Raw genomic sequence first — 23143 nt, 5'->3', positions numbered from 1 at the left:
TCGTCGGGTGACGCTGGTGGCTTGTGAAACATCTGTCTAGGATTCAGGCTGTGAAAAAAGAAAACATCATGAACGGACAATTCAACCACGGATTCACGCTGATTGAGCTGCTGGTCACCATAGCGGTGGCGGCTATATTGTTAGCCGTTGCCGTGCCTTCCTACAGGAGCTTCATGATTAGTAGCAGGATTGCAACGGAGAGCAATGATTTCTTGGCAGCATTGAATCTGGCCCGATCTGAGGCAATCAAGCGTAATAGTCCGGTGACTTTGTGCAAAAGCGCGAACGCAACTTCATGCGCTACTACGGGTGACTGGGCTCAAGGCTGGATAGTGTTTGAGGATTGTAACAGCAACGGGGTAGTCGATACTGCCACGTGTCTGGATCGAGACAACAGTGGCAGCGCTGATAATGAGGCAATTATCCGGGTACATGCGGCGATGCCGGCAGGCTGGAGTATGAATGGCGGTGCTGCATTTGGTAGTTACCTGACTTATTACTCAATACCCCGAGTCACTGGCAGCGGTACACCACCTGGAACATTTGTGCTCTGCCCTACCTCGGGTTCTGGCGTTGCTGGTAGAGATATCCAGGTGTTGACGACGGGGCGCATGCATGGTCAGCCCTCAGCAGTAGCCTGCCCATAAGGAGATAGTGTGGATAGCTCGTTATCAACAAAACAATCAGGAGTTAGTTTGCTTGAAGTCCTGGTTGCCATATTGGTGCTTTCCATTGGTCTGCTGGGGCTGGCTGGTTTGCAGGCGCTCGCCTTAAAAAACAATCAAAACAGCCTGTACCGTACCATCGCGACTCAACAGGCATTCGATATGGCCGATCGGATGCGCGCCAATTTTGTCGGCAGGCAGGCGGGCCAATATGATGCAATTAGCAGTACACCAGTTGATCCGGGTTGCATTTCAACTTTCTGTTCAACGACAAACCTGGCGACCTACGATGCATTTGCCTGGAATACTGCCAATGCCGCACTTCTGCCGAGCGGTGCCGGCACAGTAAGCAAGAGCGGTAACGTGTATACCATTACGATCAGCTGGGTTGAGCGTGATACCCCTGGCGCTCCCGGTGTGGCAGCGGATGGCACCGTAACCAAATCATTTGTGACCCGGATAATTCCATGAATACTTTCCCAACGAAATCTGGCCAACAAGGTTTAACGCTGATCGAAATGATGATCGCCATTACCATAGGTTTGGTGGTGGTTTTGGCGGTTGGGTCGATTTATATCGGTAGCCGAGGTGCTTATAAAGCCAATGACGCGGCATCGGAAGTAGACAGCAATGGACGTTATGCCATCCAGCTTTTAAGCCAGGCTATCCGTGGGGCGGGCTACGTTGGGTGCATGGGTAACATCACAAAAATGAAGAACACACTCAATCCAGATGGGTATGTATTTTCTTATGGTAATGCTGTGGATGGTTCAGATAACACCGGTCCAGGCGCCTGGAGCCCCGCGCTCGATAGTTCGATCTCGGCACAGGCACCGCTGATTGATGCCGATACGATTACGGTACGCGCTGCACAATCCACAGGCGCAAGTGTCACCACGCCATTCATGCCGACCACTTCCGCAGCTTTGCATATTGCAACTGGCAATGGGCTGAATTCGGGTGACGTGGTGGTGGTGTCAGACTGCAACTCCTCTGCGGCCTTGCAGATATCCAGTGGGACGCCAAATACTTCGGGCACATTGACGCACGGTACTGGCGCCGGCAGTCCCGGCAATTCGACATCGGATCTGGGGAAAATATATAAAAGTGATGCCCAGGTTTTTAGTCTGGCCACCACCAGTTTTTTCCTGAAGAATAATGCAGCCTCACCCGCTCAGCCCAGCCTGTATCGGCTGGTGAACTACCCATCCTCCCCCGCAGAAGAACTGGTGGAGGGGGTTGAGGACATGCAAATACAGTACGGCAATGATACCGACAACGATGGCGTGCCAGACAAATTTCAAAATAGTGCTGTTCTTGCCACAGACAAAAACATCAAAGCGGTACGTCTTTGTGTCCTTGTACGGTCCACTGCCGACAATGTCACCACAAAAAAACAGACTTACGTTAACTGTAAAGGAGTGTCCGTTACTGCTACCGACTTCAGGTTGCGCAGAGCATTCTCAGCCCTAGTCACAATACGTAATCGGGTGATCTGATGAAAACTACTCGCGAAATTATTCAGTTCCCAAGGCCACTAGTCGTGCAGCGCGGTGCTGCCTTGTTCGTCAGCCTGGTTTTTTTGGTGATACTGACGCTGTTGGGTGTTGCCGCGTTTCAGTCGGCCACCTTGCAGGAAAAAATGACCGGTAACCTCAGGGATCAGAGCGTTGCTTTCCAGTCGGCGGAAGCCGCATTGAGAGACGGGGAATCGGTGGTTGCGGCGAGTCTAAACACGGCAAGCCCGGCGGATTACGCGTGTACCAATGGATTGTGCCGCCCAACTTTCTGCGACAGCGGCGGAACCTGCACCCCGGTAGCGGGTACGCCGCAATGGCAAAACGTCAGTTGGGCTCCCTCCAGCACCAACACTGTGCTGATCAGTAGCAGCATAACCGGCGTGGCGCAGCAACCCCGCTATGTGATCGAAATGATGAACTCTTTTGTGCCGGATAGCGGCAGTCAGAAATCGAATACCCCATCAAACTTGGTCACGCCTTTTCGAGTGACAGCTGTAGGTTGGGGTAGCAATGTCCTGTCCCGTTCAACTTTGCAAAGTGTTTACCTCAAGCAATGATGCAACCCGTTAATCAAGGAGCCGCGCGATGATAACGTCGATGCCACAAGCCAAACTTCTAAGCCGCTGTTTACAGCTTGCGCTGTATGCAGGCTGTTCTGTGGTGGTGCCGGCGGCTCACGCCGCTTCGATTGCGCTGAGCCAGGCGCCATTGTTTCTGACCACCAGCGCTATACCGAATATTCTGATTACGCTGACCAACGCACAGAATATGGATGAGGATCCGACCGGCTCTGCCGCTGCCTGTGTTAGCGGCCTGTGCGGTAGTGCAAGTCCACTCAGCAAATCAGAAATTGCCCGGGGTGTAGCGAAGACGCTGATCTCCAACTACACCACCAAACTCAACATGGGGTTGATGGCTTTTCAGCAGTACACCAGCGGCGGAAATGCAGTCTCGTTATTTGCGCTACATAACTCACCCTACGATGCGAGTTACGATCCGACGAATTACAATTCGGGTTTTACCGGATCAAGGGATTCACTCACCAAAAAATTCCGAATTCTGAAGCCGGGTAGTTCAACCCAGTACATTTACTACAATGTGGCGGCGCCTTTTTATGCTGGCTCTAATCTGGGCACTGGGTATTGCTATTCAACTACGGCGGATGCTTCTCATAACTTCACCAATGGCGAGTATTATTTCGACGGCAGCAATGTCGACTGGAACGCAGGTTCCCAGGATGGCCCATGGGATTACTACCGCTGTTTTAGCAATTACACTGGGACTACCGATACTTTACCCACCCCACCAGGCCCTGCACCAGCACCTCATTCCATTTCTTGCGGTAGCTATTGCAATAACACGGTGACGGCAACCGAAAGTTCGGCGGGCTACAGCGGATTCAATGGCGCATATTATGTGTATCCGACGGACAGCGATCTGGCCCAGGGTATCAGCGATTTTGGCCGTTTCAATCCCTATTTCTATGTTGGCCCGACCTGGTTCTCCAATGCCTCGCCCGGCGGCGGCTATCTGCACGTGCCTATCAGCTTTCTTGACGCCACGCAGGCGGGGAAAATGAATACCAAGCTGGGTACTTCCCAGTTTGTCTCCAACAAGCCTACTGATCCCGCTTATCCATTGCAGAATGCAGGGTTGACCGCAATTGAAGGGACATTAGTAACAACGCAGACCTACTTCAATACCCCGGCAAGCTTGGCTAGTCAGAACGGGGGGCCTGCTTCCGCTTTGCCCAATTCCTGCGGCAAGAATTTCAATGTGTTCATTACCAACGGCTTGCCGTCCGTGGACAAGAATGGCAACCCGATTCAGCCTAGTGGGGTAAGTGCAGCACTGACCAATGCGGCCACGGCTGCAGGAAATTTGCTGAGTAGCCCGGCGAAGGTGGAAACCTACATCGTGGGCTTCGCCATGCCCTACGGCACCAATCCATCGCAACTCAATACCATTGCAAGTGCAGGTGGCACAGGCACGGCCTATTCAGCAACCGATTCCAGCTCTTTGACGACTGCGCTCAACACGATTTTTTCTGACATCCTGTCTAAAACCGGGGCGGCTTCTTCGGTATCGCTTAATTCGGGAAGTGCCAGCAGCAGTCAAAAAGTATTCCAGGCCAAGTTCAGTAGTGCCGACTGGTCTGGTCAGCTGATCGCTTACAATCTGGATAGCGCGGGCAATATTATCCAGACACCAATAGCCTGGGATGCGGGGCAGGCTATCAATGGCCAGAATTACGATACCGGTCGAAAAATACTCACTATCAAGCCTTCGACTGGTTTGGGTATTGCGTTCCGGTGGCCTGTAGTACCGAGTTCGCCGAGTGCAACAGAACTGGATCCTGCTCAGGTTCTGGCTTTAAACACCAGTCCGAGCAATGTGGTCGATACCAATGGCGCAGCCCGGCTGGACTATATTCGTGGCAGTGCGGCCAACGAGGGCACCGGTCTTAATTTCCGCCCGCGTAACACCAGCAAATTGGGCGATATTGTCCACTCTGCCCCTTACTATGTCGGTGCGCCGGTATTCAATTACCCGGATGATTTTGAAACAAGCATGTATTCGGCGTTTCGCACGGCCTATGCAACTCGTCCTGGCATGATCTACGCCGGAGCGAATGACGGTATGTTGCATGGGTTTGACGAGGCCACGGGGCAGGAAAAACTGGCCTATATACCGGCCTCTGTTTACGCAAATCTGACCCAGTTGACCGCAACCAGCTATGGTCATCGCTATTTTGTGGATGGCTCCCCAAGCGCCGGAGATGCGTTTATCAAAAAACGCACAACAAGCGGCGCACTCGCCGCATCGCCGGAATGGCGCTCAGTTCTGGTCAGCGGGCTGGCGGCTGGCGGGCAGGGTTTCTTTGCGCTGGACGTCACCGATCCCGCTAACTTTTCTGAAGCAAATGCAGCAAGCATTGTGCGCTGGGAATTTAATGACCTGAACGATTCTGACATGGGCTATTCCTTCAGCCAGCCAGCTATTGTGAAGTTGAATAATGGTGAATGGGTGGCAATCTTCGGCAATGGTTATAACAATACTGATGCGGATGGCCATGCTAGTACCACAGGTTACGCAGCGCTGTATATCGTTGATCTGGAAACGGGTAGTCTGGTCAAAAAATTTACCCTTCCGGTGGGCAGCACCACAACCCCCAATGGGCTAGCAACCCCCGCTGTGATTGATGTCAACGGCGATCGTGTGGCTGATTATGTGTACGCCGGGGATTTGCGCGGGAACATGTGGAAGTTTGACCTGACCAGCACCAACCCCAGTTCATGGAAAATTGCTTATGGAAGCGTGGGGAGCCCCAAACCCTTGTTCACCGCACTGGATGCGTCCAATAACCCGCAACCGATCACCGATGCGCCGGATGTCGGATTTGACCCGAGTAATACCAATAACTTGATGGTGTATTTCGGCACGGGAAAATATCTGGAAGTAAGCGATATTACCTCCACTACACCCGGAGGTAGTTTCTACGGAATACGCGATGCGGGTGCCATAGTTGCTTCGCGTAGCACGCTAATTCAACAGAGCATACTTGGTACGCAAATTGTAGGTACCAACACTTACCGTATTACCTCGCAAAACCCAGCCAATGTAAGCACGCCTGACGGCTGGTATATGGATCTGACTTCTGGCGAGCGGGTTGTGACCGACCCGGTGTTGTACGACAAACGCATAATTTTTACCACGCTGATACCTTCAACCGGGGCCTGTTCGGCGGGTGGTACAGGCGCGCTAATGGAACTCGATGCTGCAACAGGGGGACGTTTGGCGGGCAGTCCGTTCGATACGAATGGTAATGGTTCGATTGATTCAAGCGACAATCTCACTTATGGTGGTGGGTCAGTTGCAGCAGGAGGCTTGATGATAGATTCGATACCTTCCGGCGTGTCAATACAGTCGCTTAAGAGCAACAAGCCCAAGAAGTATATGAATAAGCTCATGAACCAATCTAATGGATCAATGAGCCAAGTACTGAACCTTGGCGCATCGGGTGCAAATGGACGCGTATCTTGGCATGAGTTGATTCAATAATGACGAGGAGACAGTCATGAAATATCTACCGCAGATTTTGATGTCGGGGTTGTTGATGCTTCAGTCGGGGATGATTGCGGCGAGCACGACGGGTGCCTTGGGAAAAATTCCTGTAGACAGTGCCAAGTCTTACCGAGCACCTGAAGCCAAGAAATTGAGCGGAAAAGTGGAACGAGTGGATTCCGCCACCATGATCATGGTGATCGGTAATGTCAGCTATCACTATGATTCCAGGCTAGTAGTGCTCAATGGAACCTTACCCAAAGCGGGGGAACAGGTTGATATTATTTATCAGCAACCCCCTGGCAATGGCGGTCGCCAGCTGATACAGATACGTATAAATTGATATCGGGCAGTCTAACCAAGTGCTGGAGATGGACATGCTTACCCGAAAAGAAATTAAAAATCCCGTTCGAGTGTTTTCCCATAATGGCGGGTTTACGCTGATAGAACTCATGGTTGTGGTGGCTATCGTGGGCTTACTAGCCGCGATTGCCTACCCCTCATACACAAGTTACGTTCAGCGAGCAGCAAGAGGCGACGCTAAGGGTGCGCTTACCGAACTTAGCCAGTTCATGGAGCGTACTTATACTGAAAATGGGACCTATACGCCCGGGGGCAGCAATCCTACCTTGCCTTATACCCAATCGCCCAAGACAGGCACAGCAAAATACACGTTGAGTATTTCCGCTTCGGGTACCAACACATATACTTTGCAAGCACTACCTACCGGTATTATGTCGGGTGATGCGTGCGGCAATCTTTCCCTGGATAACACGGGAGCCAAAACTGCATCAGGTAGTTTGGGATCGATCGCTTGCTGGAGCAAATGAGCCGAGACAATTAGTGAGTTGTGGCAAGTCACTTGGGTCGTGAAAAGTTTATACTTTTCTCTGCGCCAGGGAGTTCGGTTAACAACTCTTTGCCCGATTTTCTTATTTGTATGATGGTTTCACGCATCAGAACCTCGGATGCGAAGCTGCAGCCACCACACATAGAAAAATCGCCGCCCGAACATGGACAGCGCAAGAGGGCGCAAGGATTCCTACGTAAGCTGGCTTTGCTGAATCAACCCCTTCGGCAACGGAAACACCACGCTCTCGGCAGTGCCGCTCAACTCCGTTACATCGTCTGCGCCTAATGATTTAAGCCGGGTGATGACTTCCTGCACCAACACATCCGGTGCGGAGGCGCCTGCTGTGACGCCAATTCGGGTTTTATCCGCCAGCCATTCCGTTTTCAATTCCGTGGCGTTATCCACCATATAGGCATCCACGCCCAGATTTTGCGCCACTTCGCGCAGGCGGTTGGAGTTTGAGCTGTTGGGGGAGCCGACCACGGTATTGCCGTAAAGGTGTCTGCTTGGTAGTATATGCCAGAGTATATGCCACATTGTCCCAGCAAGGAGGCCACCATGTTAACCGAACGTCATGTACGTCTATTCAAAAACGGTCGCAACCAGGCGATACGCATTCCCCGCGAGTTCGAACTGTCGGGTACGGAAGCCATCATCCGCAAAGAAGGGGATCGCTTGATCATTGAACCGCTCACGCGCCGTTCGCTGCTGGGATTGCTCGCCGGATGGGAGCCGATGGAAGAGAATTTCCCCGCTGTCGAGGATTTGCCTGCCGAACCTGTGGAACTCTGAAATGGCAGGCTATCGCTATCTGCTTGATACCAACATCCTGAGTAGCCTTCTCAAGCAACCGTCTGGGGTTGTAGCCAGCCGAATCAATGCAGTCGGTGAAGACGCAATTTGCACCAGTGTCGTGGTCGCCTGTGAGTTGCGCTACGGTGCGGCAAAGAAGGGGTCTCAAATCTTGTCAAGCAAGATTGAGCAGTTGCTGTCCGCGATTGAGGTGCTGCCGCTCGAAACTGGGGCTGACGAGAAATACGCCGAGGTACGCTCGGCACTGGAGAAGCTTGGTACGCCAATCGGCGCGAACGACTATCTGATCGCAGCCCACACGCTGTCGCTGGAGCTTACATTGGTGACGGATAACATGGGTGAATTTACCCGAGTTGCCGGCCTCGGGGTCGAGAATTGGCTGGAGCCGTTGACTGGGGCTGATTGATACGGCATTAATCTGTATGCATCCCGGCCATGGAGTGGGAGATGCATAGGGGAGGGGCTAAATTGACACCAGCTGAATCAGCCCCTTCGGCAACGGAAACACCACGCTTTCGGCAGTGCCGCTCAACTCCGTTACATCGTCGGCGCCCAATGATTTAAGCCGGGCGATGACTTCCTGAACCAGCACATCCGGTGCGGAGGCGCCTGCTGTGACGCCAATTCGTGTTTTATCCGCCAGCCATTCCTCTTTCAACTCTCCAGCGTTATCCACCATATAGGCATCCACTCCCAGATTTTGCGCCACTTCGCGCAGGCGGTTGGAGTTGGAGCTGTTCGGTGAACCCACTACGATGACCAAGTCGCATTGCGCTGCCAGCGCCTTGACCGCGTCCTGGCGATTTTGCGTGGCGTAGCAGATGTCGTCTTTTTTCGGGCCGACGATGGCGGGGAAACGTGCCTTGAGCGCTGCAATCACGCGCGCGGCGTCGTCTATCGAGAGGGTGGTCTGGGTGACGAAGGCAAGTTTATCTGCGTCTTTCACTTCCAGTTTCGCCACGTCTTCCGGCGTTTCCACCAGGTACATGCCGCCCGCCGATTGCCCCATGGTGCCTTCCACCTCGGGGTGGCCCTTGTGGCCGATCATGATAATTTCCAGATCCTTTTCGCGCATTTTAGCGACTTCGATGTGGACTTTGGTGACCAGAGGGCAGGTGGCATCGAATACCTTCAGGCCGCGTGCCCCGGCTTCACGCCGCACTTCCTGGGAGACGCCGTGGGCGCTGTAGATCAGCGTGCTGCCGGCGGGTACTTCCGCCAGGTCTTCAATGAAGATCGCACCCTTGGCCTTGAGGTCATCGACCACGAATTTGTTGTGCACGACTTCGTGGCGCACGTAGATAGGGGCGCCGAAGCGTTCCAGTGCACGCTCGACGATTTCAATGGCGCGATCCACCCCGGCGCAAAAGCCGCGGGGGTTGGCGAGAAGGATTTGGGTTTGGGTGGTCATGGGGGTCTGCCCGGAAATGGTTAGTAATGATAGCGGCATTGGGCGATCAGCAGGCAGCCATCCTCGATTGCATAAACCAGACGATGCTCATCGTTAATCCTGCGTGACCAGAATCCAGCCAGGTTGTGGCGTAGCGGTTCGGGCTTTCCGATGCCATCGAAAGGTGAGCGCACGATGTCATGGATGAGCGCATTGATCCGCTTGAGCGCTGCTTTATCTGTTTGCTGCCAGTAGAGGTAATCCTGCCATCCTTGTTCGGCAAACTTAATCTGCATCGGGTAGCAGCTCGCGTTTGACGCCCGCGCCACTTCTTAATTCATCCACTGCAGCCATCAGGCGGCGCGCGTTTTCCGGACTGCGCAGCAAATATGCCGTTTCTTCCAGTGCGTTGAAATCCGCGAGGGACATCATCACTACCGGTTTGCCATTCTGGCGCGTCACCAGAACCGGCGCGCAATCGTCATTCACTTTGTCCATCACATCGGCAAAGTGCTGGCGCGTGTAGCTGTAGCTGATGGCATCCATTTTTGGCTCAAAAAGTTATTGTACTGATATTTGTACAATAACTTTTTCCCGGCGGCGTGTCAATCTCCGGGTTGACGGCAAATCTCGACGACTTCAACCTCAAATTCGATCGGCAAGCCCGCCAGCAGGTGGTTGAAATCCACGCTGGCGTGAGTGTCCGTCAGCGTCAGGATGCGTCCGGCCAGGGTGCTGCCGTTGGGCAGGCTGAATTCAATTACGCTATCGGTCTGTGGAAGCTTGTCAGGGGAAAAGTCGCTAAGCGCTAGCGTTTGCACAAGCTCGGCATTATATTCGCCGAAGGCTTGCATGGGATCAAGCTGGAACACATGGCGTTCGCCGGGGGCAATGCCGATCAGCCAGTGCTCCAGATTCGGCATCAGGGTACCGTCACCGAGCGTCAGCGTAATGGGTGCGTCGTCAAAGCTGCTGTCTACTTCAACACCCCCATTTACCCGCAGGGCAAAATGCAGGGTGAGCGTGTCGCCAGGCTCAATCTGCCGCATCCCGTCGCTCATGGCTTGCGCGGTTTTTTCAGGCTGTCCCAGACCAGTAGCAGCGCACCGATGGTGATGGCGGAATCGGCCACGTTGAACGCCGGCCAGTAGTGCTGCTGGATATGGAAGGACAGGAAATCCACCACGTAGCCGTTCAGAATGCGGTCGATCAGGTTGCCGAGGGCGCCGCCCAGAATCAGGCTGAGCGCGAGCTTGAACAGCACGCTGCCGGATTCGCGCCGCAGCAGATAGATGATGATGGCAGACGCGATCAGCGCAGTGCTGATGAAAAATGCGCGCTGCCAGCCGGCCTGATCCGCAAACAGGCTGAACGCCGCGCCGGTATTGTGGGCAAGCACCAGGTCGAAAAATGGCGTGACGGTGAGGTAATCGCCGAGCATGAAGGTGTGCGTAATCGCGTATTTGCTGAGCTGGTCGAGGGCAATGATCAATCCAGCCACTACGAGTCCCTGTTTGAGTCTAGGCATGCTGTCTGTCCTCGCCCTGGCCGAAAAGATTGCTGTAACAACGCCCACACAAGGCGGGATGATCGGCGTGACTGCCGACATCGCTGCGATAGTGCCAGCAGCGCTCGCATTTGGTATGGGTGCTGGGTTCGGCGCTGACGGAAGCGGCTGCGGCCTGCGTCACCGTGGCGGCAGAGGTAATCATCACGAAGCGCAGGTCGTTGCCGAGATCGGCCAGCGCCTGGTATTGTTCACCGCTGGCATGAATCGACACCTCAGCCTGCAGCGAGGAGCCGATATCGCCGGCGATGCGCAGGGTTTCCAGATGCTTGCGCACGTCGGCCAGAGTGGCGCGGATCAGCGGCCATTTGGCGGCCAGTTGCGGCGCGTCTGTAGCCACCGGCAGGTTGTGCCACTGATGCAGGAAAATGCTGTCGTTCTCGTCGGCCGTCAGCAGTTGCCACACTTCTTCGCCGGTGAAGCTCAGGTATGGCGCCATCAGTCGCACCAGCGCGTGAGTAATGTGATGCAGTGCATTTTGTGCCGAGCGCCGCGCATGCGAGCCGGCGGCTGTGGTGTAGAGCCGGTCCTTGAGGATGTCGAGGTAAAAACCGCCCAGGTCTTCCGAGCAGAAATTGTGCATGCGCTGCACGGCATGGTGGAATTCGTATCGGTCGTAGGCCGCCAGTAATTCAGTCTGGAATTCGCCCAGCATCACCATCGCGTAACGATCGATTTCCTGCCAGTCGTCCACCGGCAGGGTATCCCGGGCCGGATCGAAATCGGCCAGGTTGGCGAGCAGGAAGCGCAGCGTGTTGCGGATGCGGCGGTAGGCGTCGGCCACGCGCTTGAGGATCTCGTCGGAGATAGTCAGTTCGCCGGAATAGTCGGTGGACGCCACCCACAGGCGCAGGATGTCGGCGCCGTAGGTGTCCATGATTTTTTGCGGGGCGACCACATTGCCCTTGGACTTGCTCATCTTGTGACCCTTGGCATCCACCACGAAGCCGTGGGTGAGCAGGGCATGGTAGGGCGCACGACCGTCAGTCGCGCAGCCGGTGAGCAGGCTGGACTGGAACCAGCCGCGATGCTGGTCCGAGCCTTCCAGGTACAGATCGGCAGGGTAGGCGAGTTCGGGACGCTGCTTGAGCACGCAGGCGTGTGTTACGCCGGAATCGAACCACACGTCCAGCGTGTCGGTGATTTTCTTGTACTCGCTGGCCTCATCGCCAAGCAGTTCAGCGGGGTCGAGGCTGAACCAGGCTTCGATGCCGGTCTGCTCCACGCGTTGCGCCGCGGCTTCGATCAGCTCTGCGGTGCGCGGGTGCAACTCACCGCTTTCCTTGTGCACGAACAGCGGCATTGGCACGCCCCAGTTGCGCTGGCGCGACACGCACCAGTCGGGGCGGTTTTTCATCATGGCTTCCAGGCGGGCGCGGCCCCAGGCCGGGAAGAACGCGGTATTGTCCACTGCGCCGATGGCGTGGTTGCGCAGGCTCACGCCATCCGCGCCGGTCTTGTCCATGCCGATGAACCACTGATGCGTGGCGCGGAAGATGATCGGCGTCTTGTGCCGCCAGCAGTGCGGGTAGCTGTGCAGCAGTTTTTCATTGGCGAGCAGCAGGCCGCTGGCGGCAAGGGTTTCGACCACGGTCTTGTTGCCCTGCCACACCGTCTGTCCGCCTACCAGCGGGATGCCGTCGAAGAACTTGCCGTCATCGCCCACCGGGTTGTCCACTGCCAGGTGATATTTCAAGCCGATCTGATAGTCGTCCACGCCGTGCGCCGGCGCGGTGTGCACCAGGCCGGTACCGGCTTCCAGGGTGACGTGTTCGCCGCAGATGACGGGTACGCTGCGGTCGAGGAAAGGGTGGCGCAGTTGCAGGTGCTCCAGCATGCTGCCCTTGCACTGGCCGAGCACTTCCACGGATTCGAAGCCGTAACGTTTGATCGATGCTTCCGCCAGGTCGCGCGCCAGAATCAGGATGCCTTTCGGCGTCAGGATCAGGTCGTAAATGAAATCCGGATGCACCGACACCGCCTGGTTGGCGGGCAAGGTCCACGGCGTGGTGGTCCAGATCACCGCATATACCGGCCCGGTGAGTTTGGGCATGCCCAGCCGCTGCGCGAAATCCGCGTTATCGGCGACCTGAAACGCCACGTCGATGGTGGCCGAGGTCTTGTCCTCGTATTCCACCTCGGCCTCGGCCAGCGCAGAGCCGCAGTCCACGCACCAGTGCACCGGCTTGGCGCCCTGATAGAGATAGCCGTTGGCGAGGATGCGCCCGAGCTCGCGCATGATGCCGGCCTCGAAGGCGAAGTCCATGGTGCGGTAGGGATGGTCCCAGTCGCCGAGCACGCCGAGGCGGATGAAGTCAGCCTTCTGGCGCTCGATCTGGGTCGCGGCGTATTCGCGGCACAACTCGCGGAAGCGCGCCGCGGGGATGGCCTTGCCGTGCTGTTTTTCCACCTGCAATTCGATCGGCAGCCCGTGGCAGTCCCAGCCCGGCACATACGGTGCGTCGAAACCGGCCAGGGTCTTGCTCTTGACGATGATGTCCTTGAGGATTTTGTTCACCGCATGGCCGATGTGGATGTCGCCGTTGGCGTAGGGCGGGCCGTCGTGCAGGATGAATTTGGGGCGCCCGGCGGCGGCCTTGCGGATTTGCTGGTAGCGTTGTTTCTCGCGCCACTGGGCCAGCCAGCCCGGCTCGCGTTTGGCGAGATCGCCGCGCATGGGGAAGGGCGTATCGGGCAGGTTCAGGGTATTTTTATAGTCAGTCATTGGATTGGCTGCAGAGGTGGCATAAATGGTAAATGGAGTTCAGTCGTAGTGATAGCGGCACGCCACGATCGCCAGGTCTGCGTTGTCCACGGCATAAACCAGCCGGTTCTGCTCGTCGATGCGGCGTGACCAGAATCCACTCAGGTTTTCCCTCAGCGGTTCCGGTTTGCCGATACCGGTGAACGGATTGCGCATGGCATCCTGAGTCAACGTATTGATGCGTTTGAGCGCTTTTCGATCCTGAGTTTGCCAATAGAGATAGTCATCCCATGCGGCGGCTGTCCATACCAGCCGTTCAGGCATCCACCAGATCTTTCAACTTGGTTTTGCCCTTGCGCAACTGCTCAATCGAACGAGCGAGATGTGCGGCGTTGGCGGGTGTTTTCAGCAGGTGAACTGTCTCCATCAGGCTATTGAAGGTATCGAGCGACATGACCACGGCGTCGGCATCGTCGCGACGGGTGATGACGGCGTAGTCAGCGTCTTCCACAACCTGGTCGATCACGCGTTTGAGGTTGTTGCGCGCGTCGGAGAAATTGATAATGTGCATGGCAGTATACCTGTTCAAATTACTGTACAAGTTTAATCGGGTTTGGCGGGTATGGCAAGCGATGCTGGCGCCTGTGAACCAGCCCGGAAATACTGCCTGGCATTTTCTGCATCGCGGCCAATCTGATGAATGAGCGTGGGCAGGTCGGGATATTTTTCCTCGTCGCGCAGCCTGGCCAGAAAATCCACGCACACATGCTGTCCGTAGATGCTGCGGTCGAAGTCCAGCAGGTGTACTTCCAGCACCGGCCGGCCGTTTTCCTTGACGGTGGGGCGCACGCCCAGGCTGGCCACGCCGGGCAGCGGCGCATCGGCCAGTCCGCGCACTTGCACCACGAAAATCCCGGTCAGCGGCGGGCGGTTATGTTTGAGCTGGATATTGGCGGTGGGAAAACCGATGTCGCGCCCCAGTTTGTCGCCGTCGACGACTCGTCCGCTGATGCTGTAAGGGCGGCCCAGCAGGCGGCCGGCCAGGTCGAGATCGCCCGCTGCCAGCGCTTCGCGTACCGCGGTGCTGGAAATGCGCAATTCGTCCAGGGTGACGCTACCCATTGCGGCCACTTCAAAGCCTGACTGCGCGCCGTACGCCTGCAACATGGCGAAGTCGCCGCCGCGCCGTGCACCGAAGCGAAAATCGTCGCCGATCAGCAGGAAACGTGTTTGCAGACTGGCGACCAGGATGCGCTCGATGAAAGTTTCTGCCGAGAGTTGTGAAAATGCCTGATTGAAAGCGCAGATATGGACATGGGCAATCCCGCATTCGCCCAGCATTTGCAGCTTTTCGCGCAGGCTGGAGAGACGGGCGGGGGCTTTGTCCGGTGCAAAAAATTCGCGCGGATGCGGCTCGAAAGTTATCGCGCACGGTACCAGGCCGCGTTGACTGGCTGCTTCTACCAGACGACGCAGCATCGCCCGGTGACCGAGGTGGACGCCGTCAAAGTTACCTATTGTCACCGCGCTGGGCTGGCTGACGACAGGCGCTATGCCGTGAGTAATACGCATTGAGGAATGGGTTGAAACAACCTGAAAATAAGGGATTTTAGCGGTTGTGCGGCGCGCCGGTCAAAGCTATTCACCGGCCCTGAACTATTCGGCTGTGCGGCGCATGAACTGGATCGGACGCATGCCCAGCACCCACAGCGTGCCAAAATAGCTCCCTGCGCCCAACACCACCAGAGCGCTCAGATGAGCAAGGCGTTGCAAGGCATGCATATGCAGCCAGCTTGACTCTCCCATCATGCCCCACCATAGCAGCAGGCTCATCACACCCAGCGCAACCCCAATTTTCATGAAAAACGCATACCAGCCCGGCCGCGGCTGATAAATGCCCTGGCTGCGCAGTTTCCAAAGTAGCAGCGCAGCATTCAGGCAAGCGCCCAGGCCGATGGATAGCGCCAGTCCGGCATGCTGCAGTTTCCATACGAACATCAGGTTCATGAGCTGGGTGGCAAACAGGGTAATCACGGCGATTTTTACCGGGGTGCGGATGTTTTGCCGCGCATAAAATCCGGGCGCGAGAATCTTCACCATGATCAGCCCCAGCAGCCCGAGGCTATAGGCCACCAGCGCCTGGCGCGTCATGAAGACATCGTGAAAACTAAAATGGCCATACAGAAATAGGGTGCTGATCAAGGGTACCGCCAATATCGCTAAAGCCGCAGCGGCGGGTAGCGCCAGCATCAGGGTGAGGCGTAGCCCCCAGTCCAGCAGTTGCGAATATTGCGTGGGGTCGTTATCCACATAATGCTTGGCCAGACTGGGTAACAGTATGGTGCCGAGCGCCACCCCCAGCATGCCGGTGGGAAACTCCATCAGGCGATCCGCGTAATACAGCCAGGACACGCTGCCAGTCGCCAGGAAAGAAGCGAAAATGGTATTGATCAGCAGAGACAGCTGCGCGATGGAAACGCCGAACAGCGCGGGTCCCATCAGTTTGAGGATGCGCCACACACCTTCATCATGCAGTTCAAGCCGAAAACGCGGCAACAAGCCAAGCTGCTTCAGGAAGGGCAGTTGCAGCAATAATTGCAGGATGCCGCCCAGCGTCACTCCCCAGGCCAGTGCCATCGCCGGGATGGCGAGGTGCGGTGCCAGCCACAAGGCGGCTGCAATGGTTGCCACATTGAGCAGAACCGGCGTGAATGCGGGTACCGAAAAGCGGCTGTAAGTATTCAGTATGCCGCCTGCCAGCGAGACCAGCGAAATAAACAGGATGTACGGGAAAATAATACGCAGCATGGACACTGTCACCGCGAATTTTTCCGGTTCGGCGGAGAAGCCGGGCGCGCTGATATAGACCACGGCGGGGGCTGCCAGCACCCCGATCAGGGTCACCGCCAGCAGCGCCAGAAACAGCAGCGTGGCGACATGGTCCACCAGCCGTTGCGTGTCTTCGTGGCCACGGCGGTTTTTGTACTCGGCCAGTATCGGTACGAACGCCTGCGAAAAGGCGCCTTCGGCAAACAGGCGCCGCAACAGGTTGGGAATTTTGAAAGCGACGAAAAACGCGTCAGTGTAGATGCCTGCGCCAAAGCCGCGGGCAATGACTGCATCACGAACGAAGCCGAAGATGCGTGACAACAGGGTCATGCTACTGACTTTGGCGAGCGATCTGAGCAGGTTCATGGATTCAGCAGGGGGCGCGAAACAGCCGCAATGGTATAGGGGACAACGCTAAAATCCAAATATTGAGAAGATATTGTAAAGTTGAGCTTTAGTAGTTTCCTCCCGGAAGCGCTGAAAAACATTGCCGTATGGAGGCAATACCTGTAAGAATGTCCCCTCTTTTCCCACAACCCACAGGAGCTATCCTATGAACAAAGCAGAACTGATCGAAGCCGTTGCCACCAAAACCGACAGCACCAAGGCCCAAACCGCAGCCATGCTGGATGCACTGATGGCTACTGTCCAGGAAGCCCTGACCAAAATGGATGCCGTGCAACTGGTTGGTTTCGGAACTTTTGCCGTCACGGAACGCGCAGGTCGCGAAGGCCGTAACCCGGCGACTGGTAAAACCATCACTATCCCGGCCAAGAAAGTAGTCAAGTTCAAGGTCGGTAAATCCATGGCTGATGCCGTGGCCAACTCCAAAGCCAAAGTAGCCAAGGCGCGTTAAGATTACTGCCAGATGCTATTGGTTTTAACTGGTGAGTGATTCTACGTACGAAAATTTTCGTTATGAAAATCCTGTTTAAAACCATCCTCGTCTGGCTATTGTTGCTCTGCGTACCCATCCAGGGATTCGCAGCAGCGGCGATGATGTCAGGCGATCATGCCATGCATGAGATGCCTCTGCAGTATGCTGCCTCGACTATGGAACATGCTGACTGTTGCGTATCAACCGACAGCCATCACGATGCAGCGGGCAAATGCAGTGCTTGCCTGGACGGTTGTTTGAGTGTGGCGATTGCTCCGCCGTTCATGGCAGTTTCTTCCATGCCGGTTTATGGCAGCGAAGTCATTCCTTTCCGTTCCCGGTCATTCCGCAGTTTCGTTTCGGCAACCCCGGAACGTCCCCCCCAATCCTCTTTCGTTTAGCCACGAGCCGGCGCATGCGTCCAGCAGGGCGTCTGTCCGCACCCGGTATGGTTTCGCCACGGCTTTGATTGCGGTGGCAGAATTCTGCTTACACGAACGAGGATTATCATGAACACATTTAAAGCATTTGTATGCGCGGCGTTGTGGTCGGCAGCGCCGCTGGTCGCGCTGGCGCAGGGCGGGCCCGGCGCCAGCGCGCTGCCGGATCCTGCCAATGCGCAGGTCACGGTGCCGGCGCCACAGTATCAATCGCCGCTGGATGACTACCGTGTCATCATTGATGACACCGTGTCGCCGGACAAAAACTGGCGTTCCGCCAACGAGGCCGTCGGCAACGAGGGCGGGATGAGCGGCATGGATATGTCCGGCGCTGCCGGCAAACCGCAGCAAGGAGGCAAACCATGAGCAGCTTGATGCACAGAACAGTATCAGGCGTTGCGCTCACGCTGCTGCTGGGCGGCTGCGCGACGTTCTCCAAAGACGGCGGGTTTGATTCGGTGGCGCAGCTTAGCGAAGCGCGCCTGGGCAAAACGGTCAAGCTGGTACGCAACAGCGATGACGCGAAGGCTGTCGATGCCTCCATCAAAAACCTGCTGGCGAAACCGCTGAATGCCGAGGATGCAGTGCAAATTGCGCTGTTGAACAATCGGGGGCTGCAGGCCGGCTATGCCGAGCTGGGTATCGCCGAAGCGGATCTGGTGCAGGCCGGGCGTTTGCAAAACCCCAGGTTCGATTTCAAGCACATCACGCAGGGCGCAGATACGATGATAGAGCGCACCTTTACGATGAGCCTGGTCAATCTGATCATGCTGCCCCAGGCAAGCCGTCTGGAGCGGCAGCGCTTCGAGGCGGTCAAGCTGCAAGTGGCCAATCAGGTGCTGCGCCTGGCTGCCGACACGCGCAAAGCCTATTTCGAGGCCGTGGCCGCCCAGCAAAGTGTGATGTACGCCCGGCAGGTCAATGCGGCGGCAGAAGCGGGCGCGGAGCTGGGTGGACGCATGGCCAGGGTGGGCAACTGGAGCAAGCTGGAACAGGACCGCGAGCAGGTATTTTATGCCGATGCCACGGCAGCGCTGGCGCGGACCGAACAGGAAGCGGTGAGGGCGCGCGAAAAACTGACGCGCCTGATGGGCTTGTGGGGCAGCGAGACGCAGTTCCAGTTGCCCGAGCGCCTGCCCGACCTGCCCGCCAAACCGCTGCAAGTGCAGGATGCCGAAGCATACGCCATCAATAATCGCCTCGATATTCAGGCGGCCAGACAGCAGACGGCAAGTCTCGCATCATCGCTGGGTCTCACCCGCACGACCCGTTTCATCAACGTGCTGGATCTGGGGTATCTGCGCAATACCGACAGCGGGTTGCCGCGTGCCACGGGCTATGAACTCAGCCTGGAGATTCCGCTGTTCGACTGGGGTAGTGCGCGCGTGGCCAAGGCCGAAGCGATCTACATGCAGTCGGTCAATCACCTTGCCGAAACCGCCGTCAACGCCCGCAGCGAAGTACGTGAAAGCTACCTCGGCTATCGCAGTGCCTACGACCTTGCCAGGCATTACCGCGACAACATCGTGCCGCTCAGAAAGCAGATCTCGGATGAGAACATGCTGCGCTACAACGGCATGCTCATCAGCGTGTTCGAACTGCTGGCGGATGCGCGCGAACAGGTGCTGAGCGTGAACGGCTACATCAATGCGCTGAAAGACTACTGGGTCGCCCAGACAGATCTGACAGCCGCACTGGGCGGTAATCTGCCCGCCAATCTATCGAACAAGGAGTGACCATGACCAGTCGTCGAGATTTTTTATCCGCATCCGGTGCAGTACTGATGGGCGCCGCGATGGTAAGCCGGACACAGGCCGCTTCGCTGCCGGAAGCCGTTACCCAAATGAACCCTGCCACCATGCCGCCGCTGGTGCCGCCGAATGGTCGTCCCTATAACCCGGTCGTCACGCTGAACGGCTGGAGCCTGCCCTGGCGCATGAAAAACGGCTGGAAGGAATTTCACCTGGTGGCCGAACCGGTGGTACGCGAGATTTCACCCGGCATGAAAGCCAATCTGTGGGGCTATAACGGCCAGAGCCCCGGCCCCACCATCGAAGTGGTGGAAGGCGACAAGGTACGTATTTTCGTGACCAACAAGCTGCCCGAACACACCAGCGTTCACTGGCATGGGCAGATTTTGCCCAACGGCATGGACGGTGTAAGCGGGCTGACGCAACCCGCAATCCAGCCCGGCAAAACCTACGTCTATGAATTTGTTGCACGCCACCCCGGCACATTCATGTATCACCCGCACGCCGATGAAATGGCGCAGATGGCGATGGGGATGATGGGGTTCTGGGTCACGCATCCGAAAAATCCCGGCTTCATGCCGGTCGACCGGGATTTCGTTTTCCTGCTCAACGCCTACGATGTCGAGCCGGGCAGCTACACGCCCAAGATCAATACCATGCTCGATTTCAATCTGTGGACCTGGAACAGCCGGGCATTTCCTGGAATCGACCCGCTGGTGGTTAGAAAAGGCGACCGGGTGCGTATCCGCGCCGGCAATCTGACCATGACCAACCATCCCCTGCATCTGCATGGGCACAACTTCGAAGTCACCGGAACCGATGGCGGCTGGGTGCCTAAATCGGCGCGCTGGCCGGAGGTGACCACCGATATCGCCGTCGGCCAGATGCGCGCCATCGAGTTTATCGCCGATGCACCGGGCGACTGGGCGTTCCACTGCCATAAATCGCATCACACCATGAATGCGATGGGGCACAACGTGCCGACCATGATCGGCGTTGATCAGAAAGGCATCGCCGAAAAGATCACCCAACTGGTACCGGATTACATGGTGATGGGCGATAAAGGCGCTTCGATGGGCGGCATGGAGATGCCCATCCCGGATAACACCCTGCCCATGATGACCGGGCAGGGGCAGTTTGGCCCGATCGAGATGGGCGGCATGTTCACTGTCGTCAAAGTGCGTGAAGGACTGGCGCGCAATGACTACAAAGACCCCGGCTGGTACAAACAACCACCGGGCACGCAAGCCTACGAATGGACTGGTGAAATGCCTGAAGCACCCAGTGCCCCCGTCAAGCACGACGCCAAATCGGTCGCCCCAACCGGTGCGGAGCAACCTGTATTGAATATCAAGCGGGGTGGAGTGCATGAGCACTGATAGGAGTAAACGCTCCGAGTGGATGCGGCAATAGCACAGCCGGTCGAAGCACAACCGGGCTGGTTCAAAAGAAGTGATGGACCAGCCGGCAAAGGACCGCCGGGTCGGCGCTTTCTGGTGTTGACCCGGCAGCGTAATGGTTTCGTGCCTATCTCAACGGGAATTGAGCGCCGCCAACAACAAGCCTTTCAGGGTTTTAATCAGCGAGGTTTCATCTGCCGAGACGCCTTCTGGCGCCAGTAAGGATCGGTCTGCATAGAGTAAGCCCAGCACTTTTTCCTGTATCACCAAAGGCAGGACAATGAAACTTTGCGTATCAGGCAGTAATTGGCGGTGCCAGCTGGGGATGAGCGGATAAATTTTGGTGGCGGTGGCGTCGGCGATCATCAGGTCGGCGTTATTTTTTATCGCCAGATGAAATATATCGTTGGTGCTGGTGGTGGAGAATCGGAAACCGGCCTGGCGTGCGGCGTGGCTCTCACCTATTGCAACACGTGCCCGATACTGTTCGGTTTTCAGGTCTTTCATGCATAGCGTAGCGAATCGAAAGCCCATGCCCTGGTACAGGGTTTCCAGCACCTGCATGATCAGCTCGTTTAGTTTGCCATGACCGGAGCCCATCATCTGAGTCACGTCCTGTACGCCCGCCAGTAACAACGCATGAGCGTTAATGGGTTTGCCGCTGGGGTGGCAGCTTATGGTTGGCTGGCTGTCGGGATCGGGTGAGGCGAGCAGGAAATCGTTTAACAGGTTTTCTGCGCTGGAGTCCGTATCGCTCGGCAATTCAGCCTGTTTGTCGGGCACGGAGAGCAAACCCATGCTGTCCAGCAGAATATGGGCTTCTTCGCTTGCTGCGACAAATAGCTGGTCGATTTGCGCCTTGTCGAGATTGAGTGCGGCGCCGAAGCGCGTCACCAGTGCCTGGTTATCGGTGAGCTGTTTCGCATCGTACAGATGCGGCATCAATCCTGCGGCTTCCGCGCTGAACGAAGCCACCTGGGCCATCCATTCCTGCCGATTTAACGGTGCTTTCAGGGTACGGCTGGATAGCGGGGTGAGGGCATGAATGAGCGTATCCGAAATTTTCCAGTCCTGCAGCACGGTAACGGCGAGCTGGTCGTAGCTGCAACCCAGTACCTGTATGGATGCCCTGGCCGGGGTGAGGTTGGCGGCATGGGTCAGTACGTTAATTTCGTTGTATACGTCATGATCATGCGAAGCGACCAGGAGTTGACCCAGGTTCTTGAACAGGGCGGTAATCGCGGCTTCCTCGGAATCGGGAAAGTGGCTGCGGCGCGCCAGTTGGCGCCCAATCACACTGGCACGCAAGGCTTGCGCCAGTTCGAAGCGTACACTCTGGGCGTGGTTGTTGTCGGGCAGGCGATCGACCAGCAGCATGGCCAATGCACAGGTCTTCACCATGTCGAAGCCAAGTAAAAAAATTGCGCTCGAGATGGTGCTGATCTGCCGGCCTGAGGCGGTACGGTAAGACACCGTATTGGAGAGGCGCAGAATTTTTTGCGTCAGCGCGACATCGGACAAGACGAAATTGGTGAGTTCCTGCAAGGCCTCGTCGTTGGATGAAGCGAGTTGCACAACCCGCGATACCGCGCTGCCCAAAGCCGGCAGGTTTGCATCATCACTGAATTTTTGTAAAAGCGAAATGCGCTTTGCGGCAGGGCTCGCGGATAACGATGTGGAAATAGAGTCAGCGCGCATGAATTGGGGGCTGGTAGCCGATATATTCGTGGCCTGACATGCCAGGCACCTTGTTGTTACATCTTGCGGGATCGCAAAGGTCGAATTTTGATACAACTTGCCGTTGAGCCCAGCCTAGCCGATGACCAGATTGCGTGCCGCTATTGAAATCTTCGATTGCCCATCCGGCCCGTAGAAACCAGTGCGCTGATCCGCGCCATGCAGTACGTTAAGGGCTACTTGATTACGCGTTAAATGAGTATTGATCAGCAGGCCATTGATACGATTGGCTTCTTTCGCGGTATGTGTCAGCGCCAGCAGTTCCGCCCAAGTTGCTGCGGCTTCACCGGTTGTTTGGCTGGCCAGCCATGCCTGCATGCCTGCATCGTTCTGCGGGTAACCGGCTGCCGCCAGCGCTTGCAGGCGGGCATTGACCAATTCCGTCATGCGGGCCACGGCGCCGGCTTTTTCAACGGTGATTGCATGCATCCCGTCGATGTTGGCTTCGAGCAATAATGCCTGTTCCTGCCGGATAAATCCGAGCAGATGCTGCATTGCATCGCGTTCTTCGTTGAGTGTTTGCATCAAGCGG

26 protein-coding genes and 1 pseudogene are annotated in these 23143 nt (G+C 56.4%); 14 read left to right on the top strand and 13 right to left on the bottom strand.

Going from position 1 to position 23143, the window contains the following annotated elements:
* Positions 1 to 50: 50 nt before the first annotated feature.
* Genes EI185_RS01345 through EI185_RS01315 form a run of 7 tightly spaced genes read left to right on the top strand, consistent with a single transcriptional unit; the run spans position 51 to position 7080 of the window.
* Positions 51 to 647, top strand: a complete 597-nt coding sequence (locus EI185_RS01345; RefSeq protein ID WP_124703328.1) for a GspH/FimT family pseudopilin — start codon at positions 51 to 53, stop codon at positions 645 to 647.
* Between the two features lie 9 nt (positions 648 to 656).
* The gene (pilV, locus tag EI185_RS01340) at positions 657 to 1136 is read left to right on the top strand and encodes a type IV pilus modification protein PilV (protein WP_124703327.1); all 480 of its coding nucleotides are present in this window, start codon (positions 657 to 659) and stop codon (positions 1134 to 1136) included.
* Positions 1133 to 2164, top strand: a complete 1032-nt coding sequence (locus EI185_RS01335) for a PilW family protein (RefSeq protein WP_124703326.1) — start codon at positions 1133 to 1135, stop codon at positions 2162 to 2164. The genes pilV and EI185_RS01335 overlap by 4 nt, the downstream gene beginning before the upstream one ends.
* Positions 2164 to 2742, top strand: a complete 579-nt coding sequence (locus EI185_RS01330; RefSeq protein WP_124703325.1) for a pilus assembly PilX family protein — start codon at positions 2164 to 2166, stop codon at positions 2740 to 2742. Before EI185_RS01335 ends, EI185_RS01330 begins: the two co-directional genes overlap by 1 nt.
* Positions 2743 to 2782: 40 nt before the next feature.
* Positions 2783 to 6247, top strand: coding sequence for a pilus assembly protein (locus tag EI185_RS01325; protein ID WP_189836226.1), 3465 nt, complete (start codon positions 2783 to 2785; stop codon positions 6245 to 6247).
* A gap of 16 nt (positions 6248 to 6263) precedes the next feature.
* Positions 6264 to 6593 (top strand): hypothetical protein, encoded by a 330-nt coding sequence (locus tag EI185_RS01320; RefSeq protein ID WP_124703323.1) that lies wholly within the window; start codon positions 6264 to 6266, stop codon positions 6591 to 6593.
* 34 nt (positions 6594 to 6627) lie between these two features.
* Positions 6628 to 7080: a type IV pilin protein gene (locus EI185_RS01315; RefSeq protein WP_124703322.1), complete on the top strand. Its 453-nt coding sequence runs from the start codon at positions 6628 to 6630 to the stop codon at positions 7078 to 7080.
* A gap of 212 nt (positions 7081 to 7292) precedes the next feature.
* Here EI185_RS01315 and ispH (EI185_RS01310) read toward each other — a convergent pair.
* Positions 7293 to 7586: pseudogene (ispH, locus tag EI185_RS01310) on the bottom strand (4-hydroxy-3-methylbut-2-enyl diphosphate reductase); the annotation flags it as partial.
* 75 nt (positions 7587 to 7661) lie between these two features.
* On the opposite strand from ispH (EI185_RS01310), the gene EI185_RS01305 reads away from it, so the two are divergent.
* Both EI185_RS01305 and EI185_RS01300 read left to right on the top strand, forming a co-directional pair.
* Positions 7662 to 7895, top strand: coding sequence for an antitoxin (locus EI185_RS01305; RefSeq protein WP_124703320.1), 234 nt, complete (start codon positions 7662 to 7664; stop codon positions 7893 to 7895).
* Between the two features lies 1 nt (position 7896).
* Positions 7897 to 8322, top strand: a complete 426-nt coding sequence (locus EI185_RS01300; protein WP_124703319.1) for a type II toxin-antitoxin system VapC family toxin — start codon at positions 7897 to 7899, stop codon at positions 8320 to 8322.
* A gap of 57 nt (positions 8323 to 8379) precedes the next feature.
* Here the strand turns inward: EI185_RS01300 and ispH (EI185_RS01295) are convergent, their stop codons facing one another.
* The 10 genes from ispH (EI185_RS01295) to murJ all read right to left on the bottom strand — a co-directional run bounded on the left by ispH (EI185_RS01295) (position 8380) and on the right by murJ (position 16772).
* A complete protein-coding gene (gene ispH / locus EI185_RS01295) occupies positions 8380 to 9327 on the bottom strand; it encodes a 4-hydroxy-3-methylbut-2-enyl diphosphate reductase (RefSeq protein ID WP_124703318.1) in 948 nt (315 codons plus the stop codon).
* Between the two features lie 20 nt (positions 9328 to 9347).
* The gene (locus EI185_RS01290) at positions 9348 to 9602 is read right to left on the bottom strand and encodes a Txe/YoeB family addiction module toxin (protein ID WP_124703317.1); all 255 of its coding nucleotides are present in this window, start codon (positions 9600 to 9602) and stop codon (positions 9348 to 9350) included.
* Positions 9592 to 9852, bottom strand: a complete 261-nt coding sequence (locus EI185_RS01285; RefSeq protein WP_124703316.1) for a type II toxin-antitoxin system prevent-host-death family antitoxin — start codon at positions 9850 to 9852, stop codon at positions 9592 to 9594. Before EI185_RS01285 ends, EI185_RS01290 begins: the two co-directional genes overlap by 11 nt.
* A 59-nt stretch (positions 9853 to 9911) precedes the next feature.
* Positions 9912 to 10367, bottom strand: a complete 456-nt coding sequence (locus tag EI185_RS01280; protein ID WP_124703315.1) for an FKBP-type peptidyl-prolyl cis-trans isomerase — start codon at positions 10365 to 10367, stop codon at positions 9912 to 9914.
* Positions 10364 to 10834, bottom strand: a complete 471-nt coding sequence (gene lspA / locus EI185_RS01275; RefSeq protein ID WP_124703314.1) for a signal peptidase II — start codon at positions 10832 to 10834, stop codon at positions 10364 to 10366. Before lspA ends, EI185_RS01280 begins: the two co-directional genes overlap by 4 nt.
* Positions 10827 to 13598: an isoleucine--tRNA ligase gene (ileS, locus tag EI185_RS01270; RefSeq protein WP_124703313.1), complete on the bottom strand. Its 2772-nt coding sequence runs from the start codon at positions 13596 to 13598 to the stop codon at positions 10827 to 10829. The genes lspA and ileS overlap by 8 nt, the downstream gene beginning before the upstream one ends.
* A 39-nt stretch (positions 13599 to 13637) precedes the next feature.
* A complete protein-coding gene (locus EI185_RS01265) occupies positions 13638 to 13901 on the bottom strand; it encodes a Txe/YoeB family addiction module toxin (protein WP_124703312.1) in 264 nt (87 codons plus the stop codon).
* On the bottom strand, positions 13894 to 14148 hold the full coding sequence (locus EI185_RS01260; protein ID WP_124703311.1) for a type II toxin-antitoxin system Phd/YefM family antitoxin: 255 nt from the start codon (positions 14146 to 14148) through the stop codon (positions 13894 to 13896). The genes EI185_RS01265 and EI185_RS01260 overlap by 8 nt, the downstream gene beginning before the upstream one ends.
* Before the next feature lie 32 nt (positions 14149 to 14180).
* A complete protein-coding gene (locus EI185_RS01255) occupies positions 14181 to 15149 on the bottom strand; it encodes a bifunctional riboflavin kinase/FAD synthetase (RefSeq protein WP_124703310.1) in 969 nt (322 codons plus the stop codon).
* Positions 15150 to 15233: 84 nt separating this feature from the next.
* The gene (gene murJ / locus EI185_RS01250) at positions 15234 to 16772 is read right to left on the bottom strand and encodes a murein biosynthesis integral membrane protein MurJ (protein ID WP_124703309.1); all 1539 of its coding nucleotides are present in this window, start codon (positions 16770 to 16772) and stop codon (positions 15234 to 15236) included.
* Positions 16773 to 16893: 121 nt separating this feature from the next.
* On the opposite strand from murJ, the gene EI185_RS01245 reads away from it, so the two are divergent.
* From EI185_RS01245 to EI185_RS01225, 5 genes are all read left to right on the top strand, one after another.
* Positions 16894 to 17262, top strand: coding sequence for an HU family DNA-binding protein (locus tag EI185_RS01245; RefSeq protein WP_223247601.1), 369 nt, complete (start codon positions 16894 to 16896; stop codon positions 17260 to 17262).
* A 62-nt stretch (positions 17263 to 17324) separates the two neighbouring features.
* Positions 17325 to 17684 (top strand): hypothetical protein, encoded by a 360-nt coding sequence (locus EI185_RS01240; RefSeq protein ID WP_124703307.1) that lies wholly within the window; start codon positions 17325 to 17327, stop codon positions 17682 to 17684.
* A gap of 108 nt (positions 17685 to 17792) precedes the next feature.
* Positions 17793 to 18089, top strand: a complete 297-nt coding sequence (locus EI185_RS01235; RefSeq protein WP_124703306.1) for a hypothetical protein — start codon at positions 17793 to 17795, stop codon at positions 18087 to 18089.
* Positions 18086 to 19459 carry a TolC family protein gene (locus EI185_RS01230; protein WP_124703305.1) on the top strand — a complete coding sequence of 458 codons (1374 nt, stop codon included), beginning with the start codon at positions 18086 to 18088 and terminating at the stop codon, positions 19457 to 19459. Before EI185_RS01235 ends, EI185_RS01230 begins: the two co-directional genes overlap by 4 nt.
* A 2-nt stretch (positions 19460 to 19461) precedes the next feature.
* The gene (locus EI185_RS01225) at positions 19462 to 20853 is read left to right on the top strand and encodes a multicopper oxidase family protein (protein WP_124703304.1); all 1392 of its coding nucleotides are present in this window, start codon (positions 19462 to 19464) and stop codon (positions 20851 to 20853) included.
* 153 nt (positions 20854 to 21006) lie between these two features.
* Here the strand turns inward: EI185_RS01225 and EI185_RS01220 are convergent, their stop codons facing one another.
* Together EI185_RS01220 and EI185_RS01215 are read right to left on the bottom strand one after the other, a co-directional pair.
* Positions 21007 to 22572, bottom strand: a complete 1566-nt coding sequence (locus EI185_RS01220; RefSeq protein ID WP_124703303.1) for an HDOD domain-containing protein — start codon at positions 22570 to 22572, stop codon at positions 21007 to 21009.
* A 114-nt stretch (positions 22573 to 22686) separates the two neighbouring features.
* Complete coding sequence (locus EI185_RS01215) at positions 22687 to 23136, bottom strand: flagella synthesis protein FlgN (protein WP_124703302.1); 450 nt, start codon at positions 23134 to 23136, stop codon at positions 22687 to 22689.
* Between the last annotated feature and the right edge of the window lie 7 nt (positions 23137 to 23143).

Origin of the sequence: Sulfuriferula multivorans (genome assembly GCF_003851125.1) — a bacterium.
Lineage (GTDB): Bacteria > Pseudomonadota > Gammaproteobacteria > Burkholderiales > Sulfuriferulaceae > Sulfuriferula > Sulfuriferula multivorans.
Note: the sequence above shows the minus strand (reverse complement) of the source record. Positions and strands in the feature narration are given on the sequence as shown.

Bases quoted from the DNA above. Each gene is read 5' to 3' on its own strand.
- EI185_RS01335 (WP_124703326.1), top strand. From the start codon at position 1,133: ATGAATACTTTCCCAACGAAATCTGGCCAACAAGGTTTAACGCTGATC.
- EI185_RS01330 (WP_124703325.1), top strand. From the start codon at position 2,164: ATGAAAACTACTCGCGAAATTATTCAGTTCCCAAGGCCACTAGTCGTG.
- EI185_RS01325 (WP_189836226.1), top strand. From the start codon at position 2,783: ATGCCACAAGCCAAACTTCTAAGCCGCTGTTTACAGCTTGCGCTGTAT.
- EI185_RS01320 (WP_124703323.1), top strand. From the start codon at position 6,264: ATGAAATATCTACCGCAGATTTTGATGTCGGGGTTGTTGATGCTTCAG.
- EI185_RS01315 (WP_124703322.1), top strand. From the start codon at position 6,628: ATGCTTACCCGAAAAGAAATTAAAAATCCCGTTCGAGTGTTTTCCCAT.
- EI185_RS01305 (WP_124703320.1), top strand. From the start codon at position 7,662: ATGTTAACCGAACGTCATGTACGTCTATTCAAAAACGGTCGCAACCAG.
- EI185_RS01300 (WP_124703319.1), top strand. From the start codon at position 7,897: ATGGCAGGCTATCGCTATCTGCTTGATACCAACATCCTGAGTAGCCTT.
- ispH (WP_124703318.1), bottom strand. From the start codon at position 9,327: ATGACCACCCAAACCCAAATCCTTCTCGCCAACCCCCGCGGCTTTTGC.
- EI185_RS01290 (WP_124703317.1), bottom strand. From the start codon at position 9,602: ATGCAGATTAAGTTTGCCGAACAAGGATGGCAGGATTACCTCTACTGG.
- EI185_RS01285 (WP_124703316.1), bottom strand. From the start codon at position 9,852: ATGGATGCCATCAGCTACAGCTACACGCGCCAGCACTTTGCCGATGTG.
- EI185_RS01280 (WP_124703315.1), bottom strand. From the start codon at position 10,367: ATGAGCGACGGGATGCGGCAGATTGAGCCTGGCGACACGCTCACCCTG.
- lspA (WP_124703314.1), bottom strand. From the start codon at position 10,834: ATGCCTAGACTCAAACAGGGACTCGTAGTGGCTGGATTGATCATTGCC.
- ileS (WP_124703313.1), bottom strand. From the start codon at position 13,598: ATGACTGACTATAAAAATACCCTGAACCTGCCCGATACGCCCTTCCCC.
- EI185_RS01265 (WP_124703312.1), bottom strand. From the start codon at position 13,901: ATGCCTGAACGGCTGGTATGGACAGCCGCCGCATGGGATGACTATCTC.
- EI185_RS01260 (WP_124703311.1), bottom strand. From the start codon at position 14,148: ATGCACATTATCAATTTCTCCGACGCGCGCAACAACCTCAAACGCGTG.
- EI185_RS01255 (WP_124703310.1), bottom strand. From the start codon at position 15,149: ATGCGTATTACTCACGGCATAGCGCCTGTCGTCAGCCAGCCCAGCGCG.
- murJ (WP_124703309.1), bottom strand. From the start codon at position 16,772: ATGAACCTGCTCAGATCGCTCGCCAAAGTCAGTAGCATGACCCTGTTG.
- EI185_RS01240 (WP_124703307.1), top strand. From the start codon at position 17,325: ATGAAAATCCTGTTTAAAACCATCCTCGTCTGGCTATTGTTGCTCTGC.
- EI185_RS01235 (WP_124703306.1), top strand. From the start codon at position 17,793: ATGAACACATTTAAAGCATTTGTATGCGCGGCGTTGTGGTCGGCAGCG.
- EI185_RS01230 (WP_124703305.1), top strand. From the start codon at position 18,086: ATGAGCAGCTTGATGCACAGAACAGTATCAGGCGTTGCGCTCACGCTG.
- EI185_RS01225 (WP_124703304.1), top strand. From the start codon at position 19,462: ATGACCAGTCGTCGAGATTTTTTATCCGCATCCGGTGCAGTACTGATG.
- EI185_RS01220 (WP_124703303.1), bottom strand. From the start codon at position 22,572: ATGCGCGCTGACTCTATTTCCACATCGTTATCCGCGAGCCCTGCCGCA.
- EI185_RS01215 (WP_124703302.1), bottom strand. From the start codon at position 23,136: ATGCAAACACTCAACGAAGAACGCGATGCAATGCAGCATCTGCTCGGA.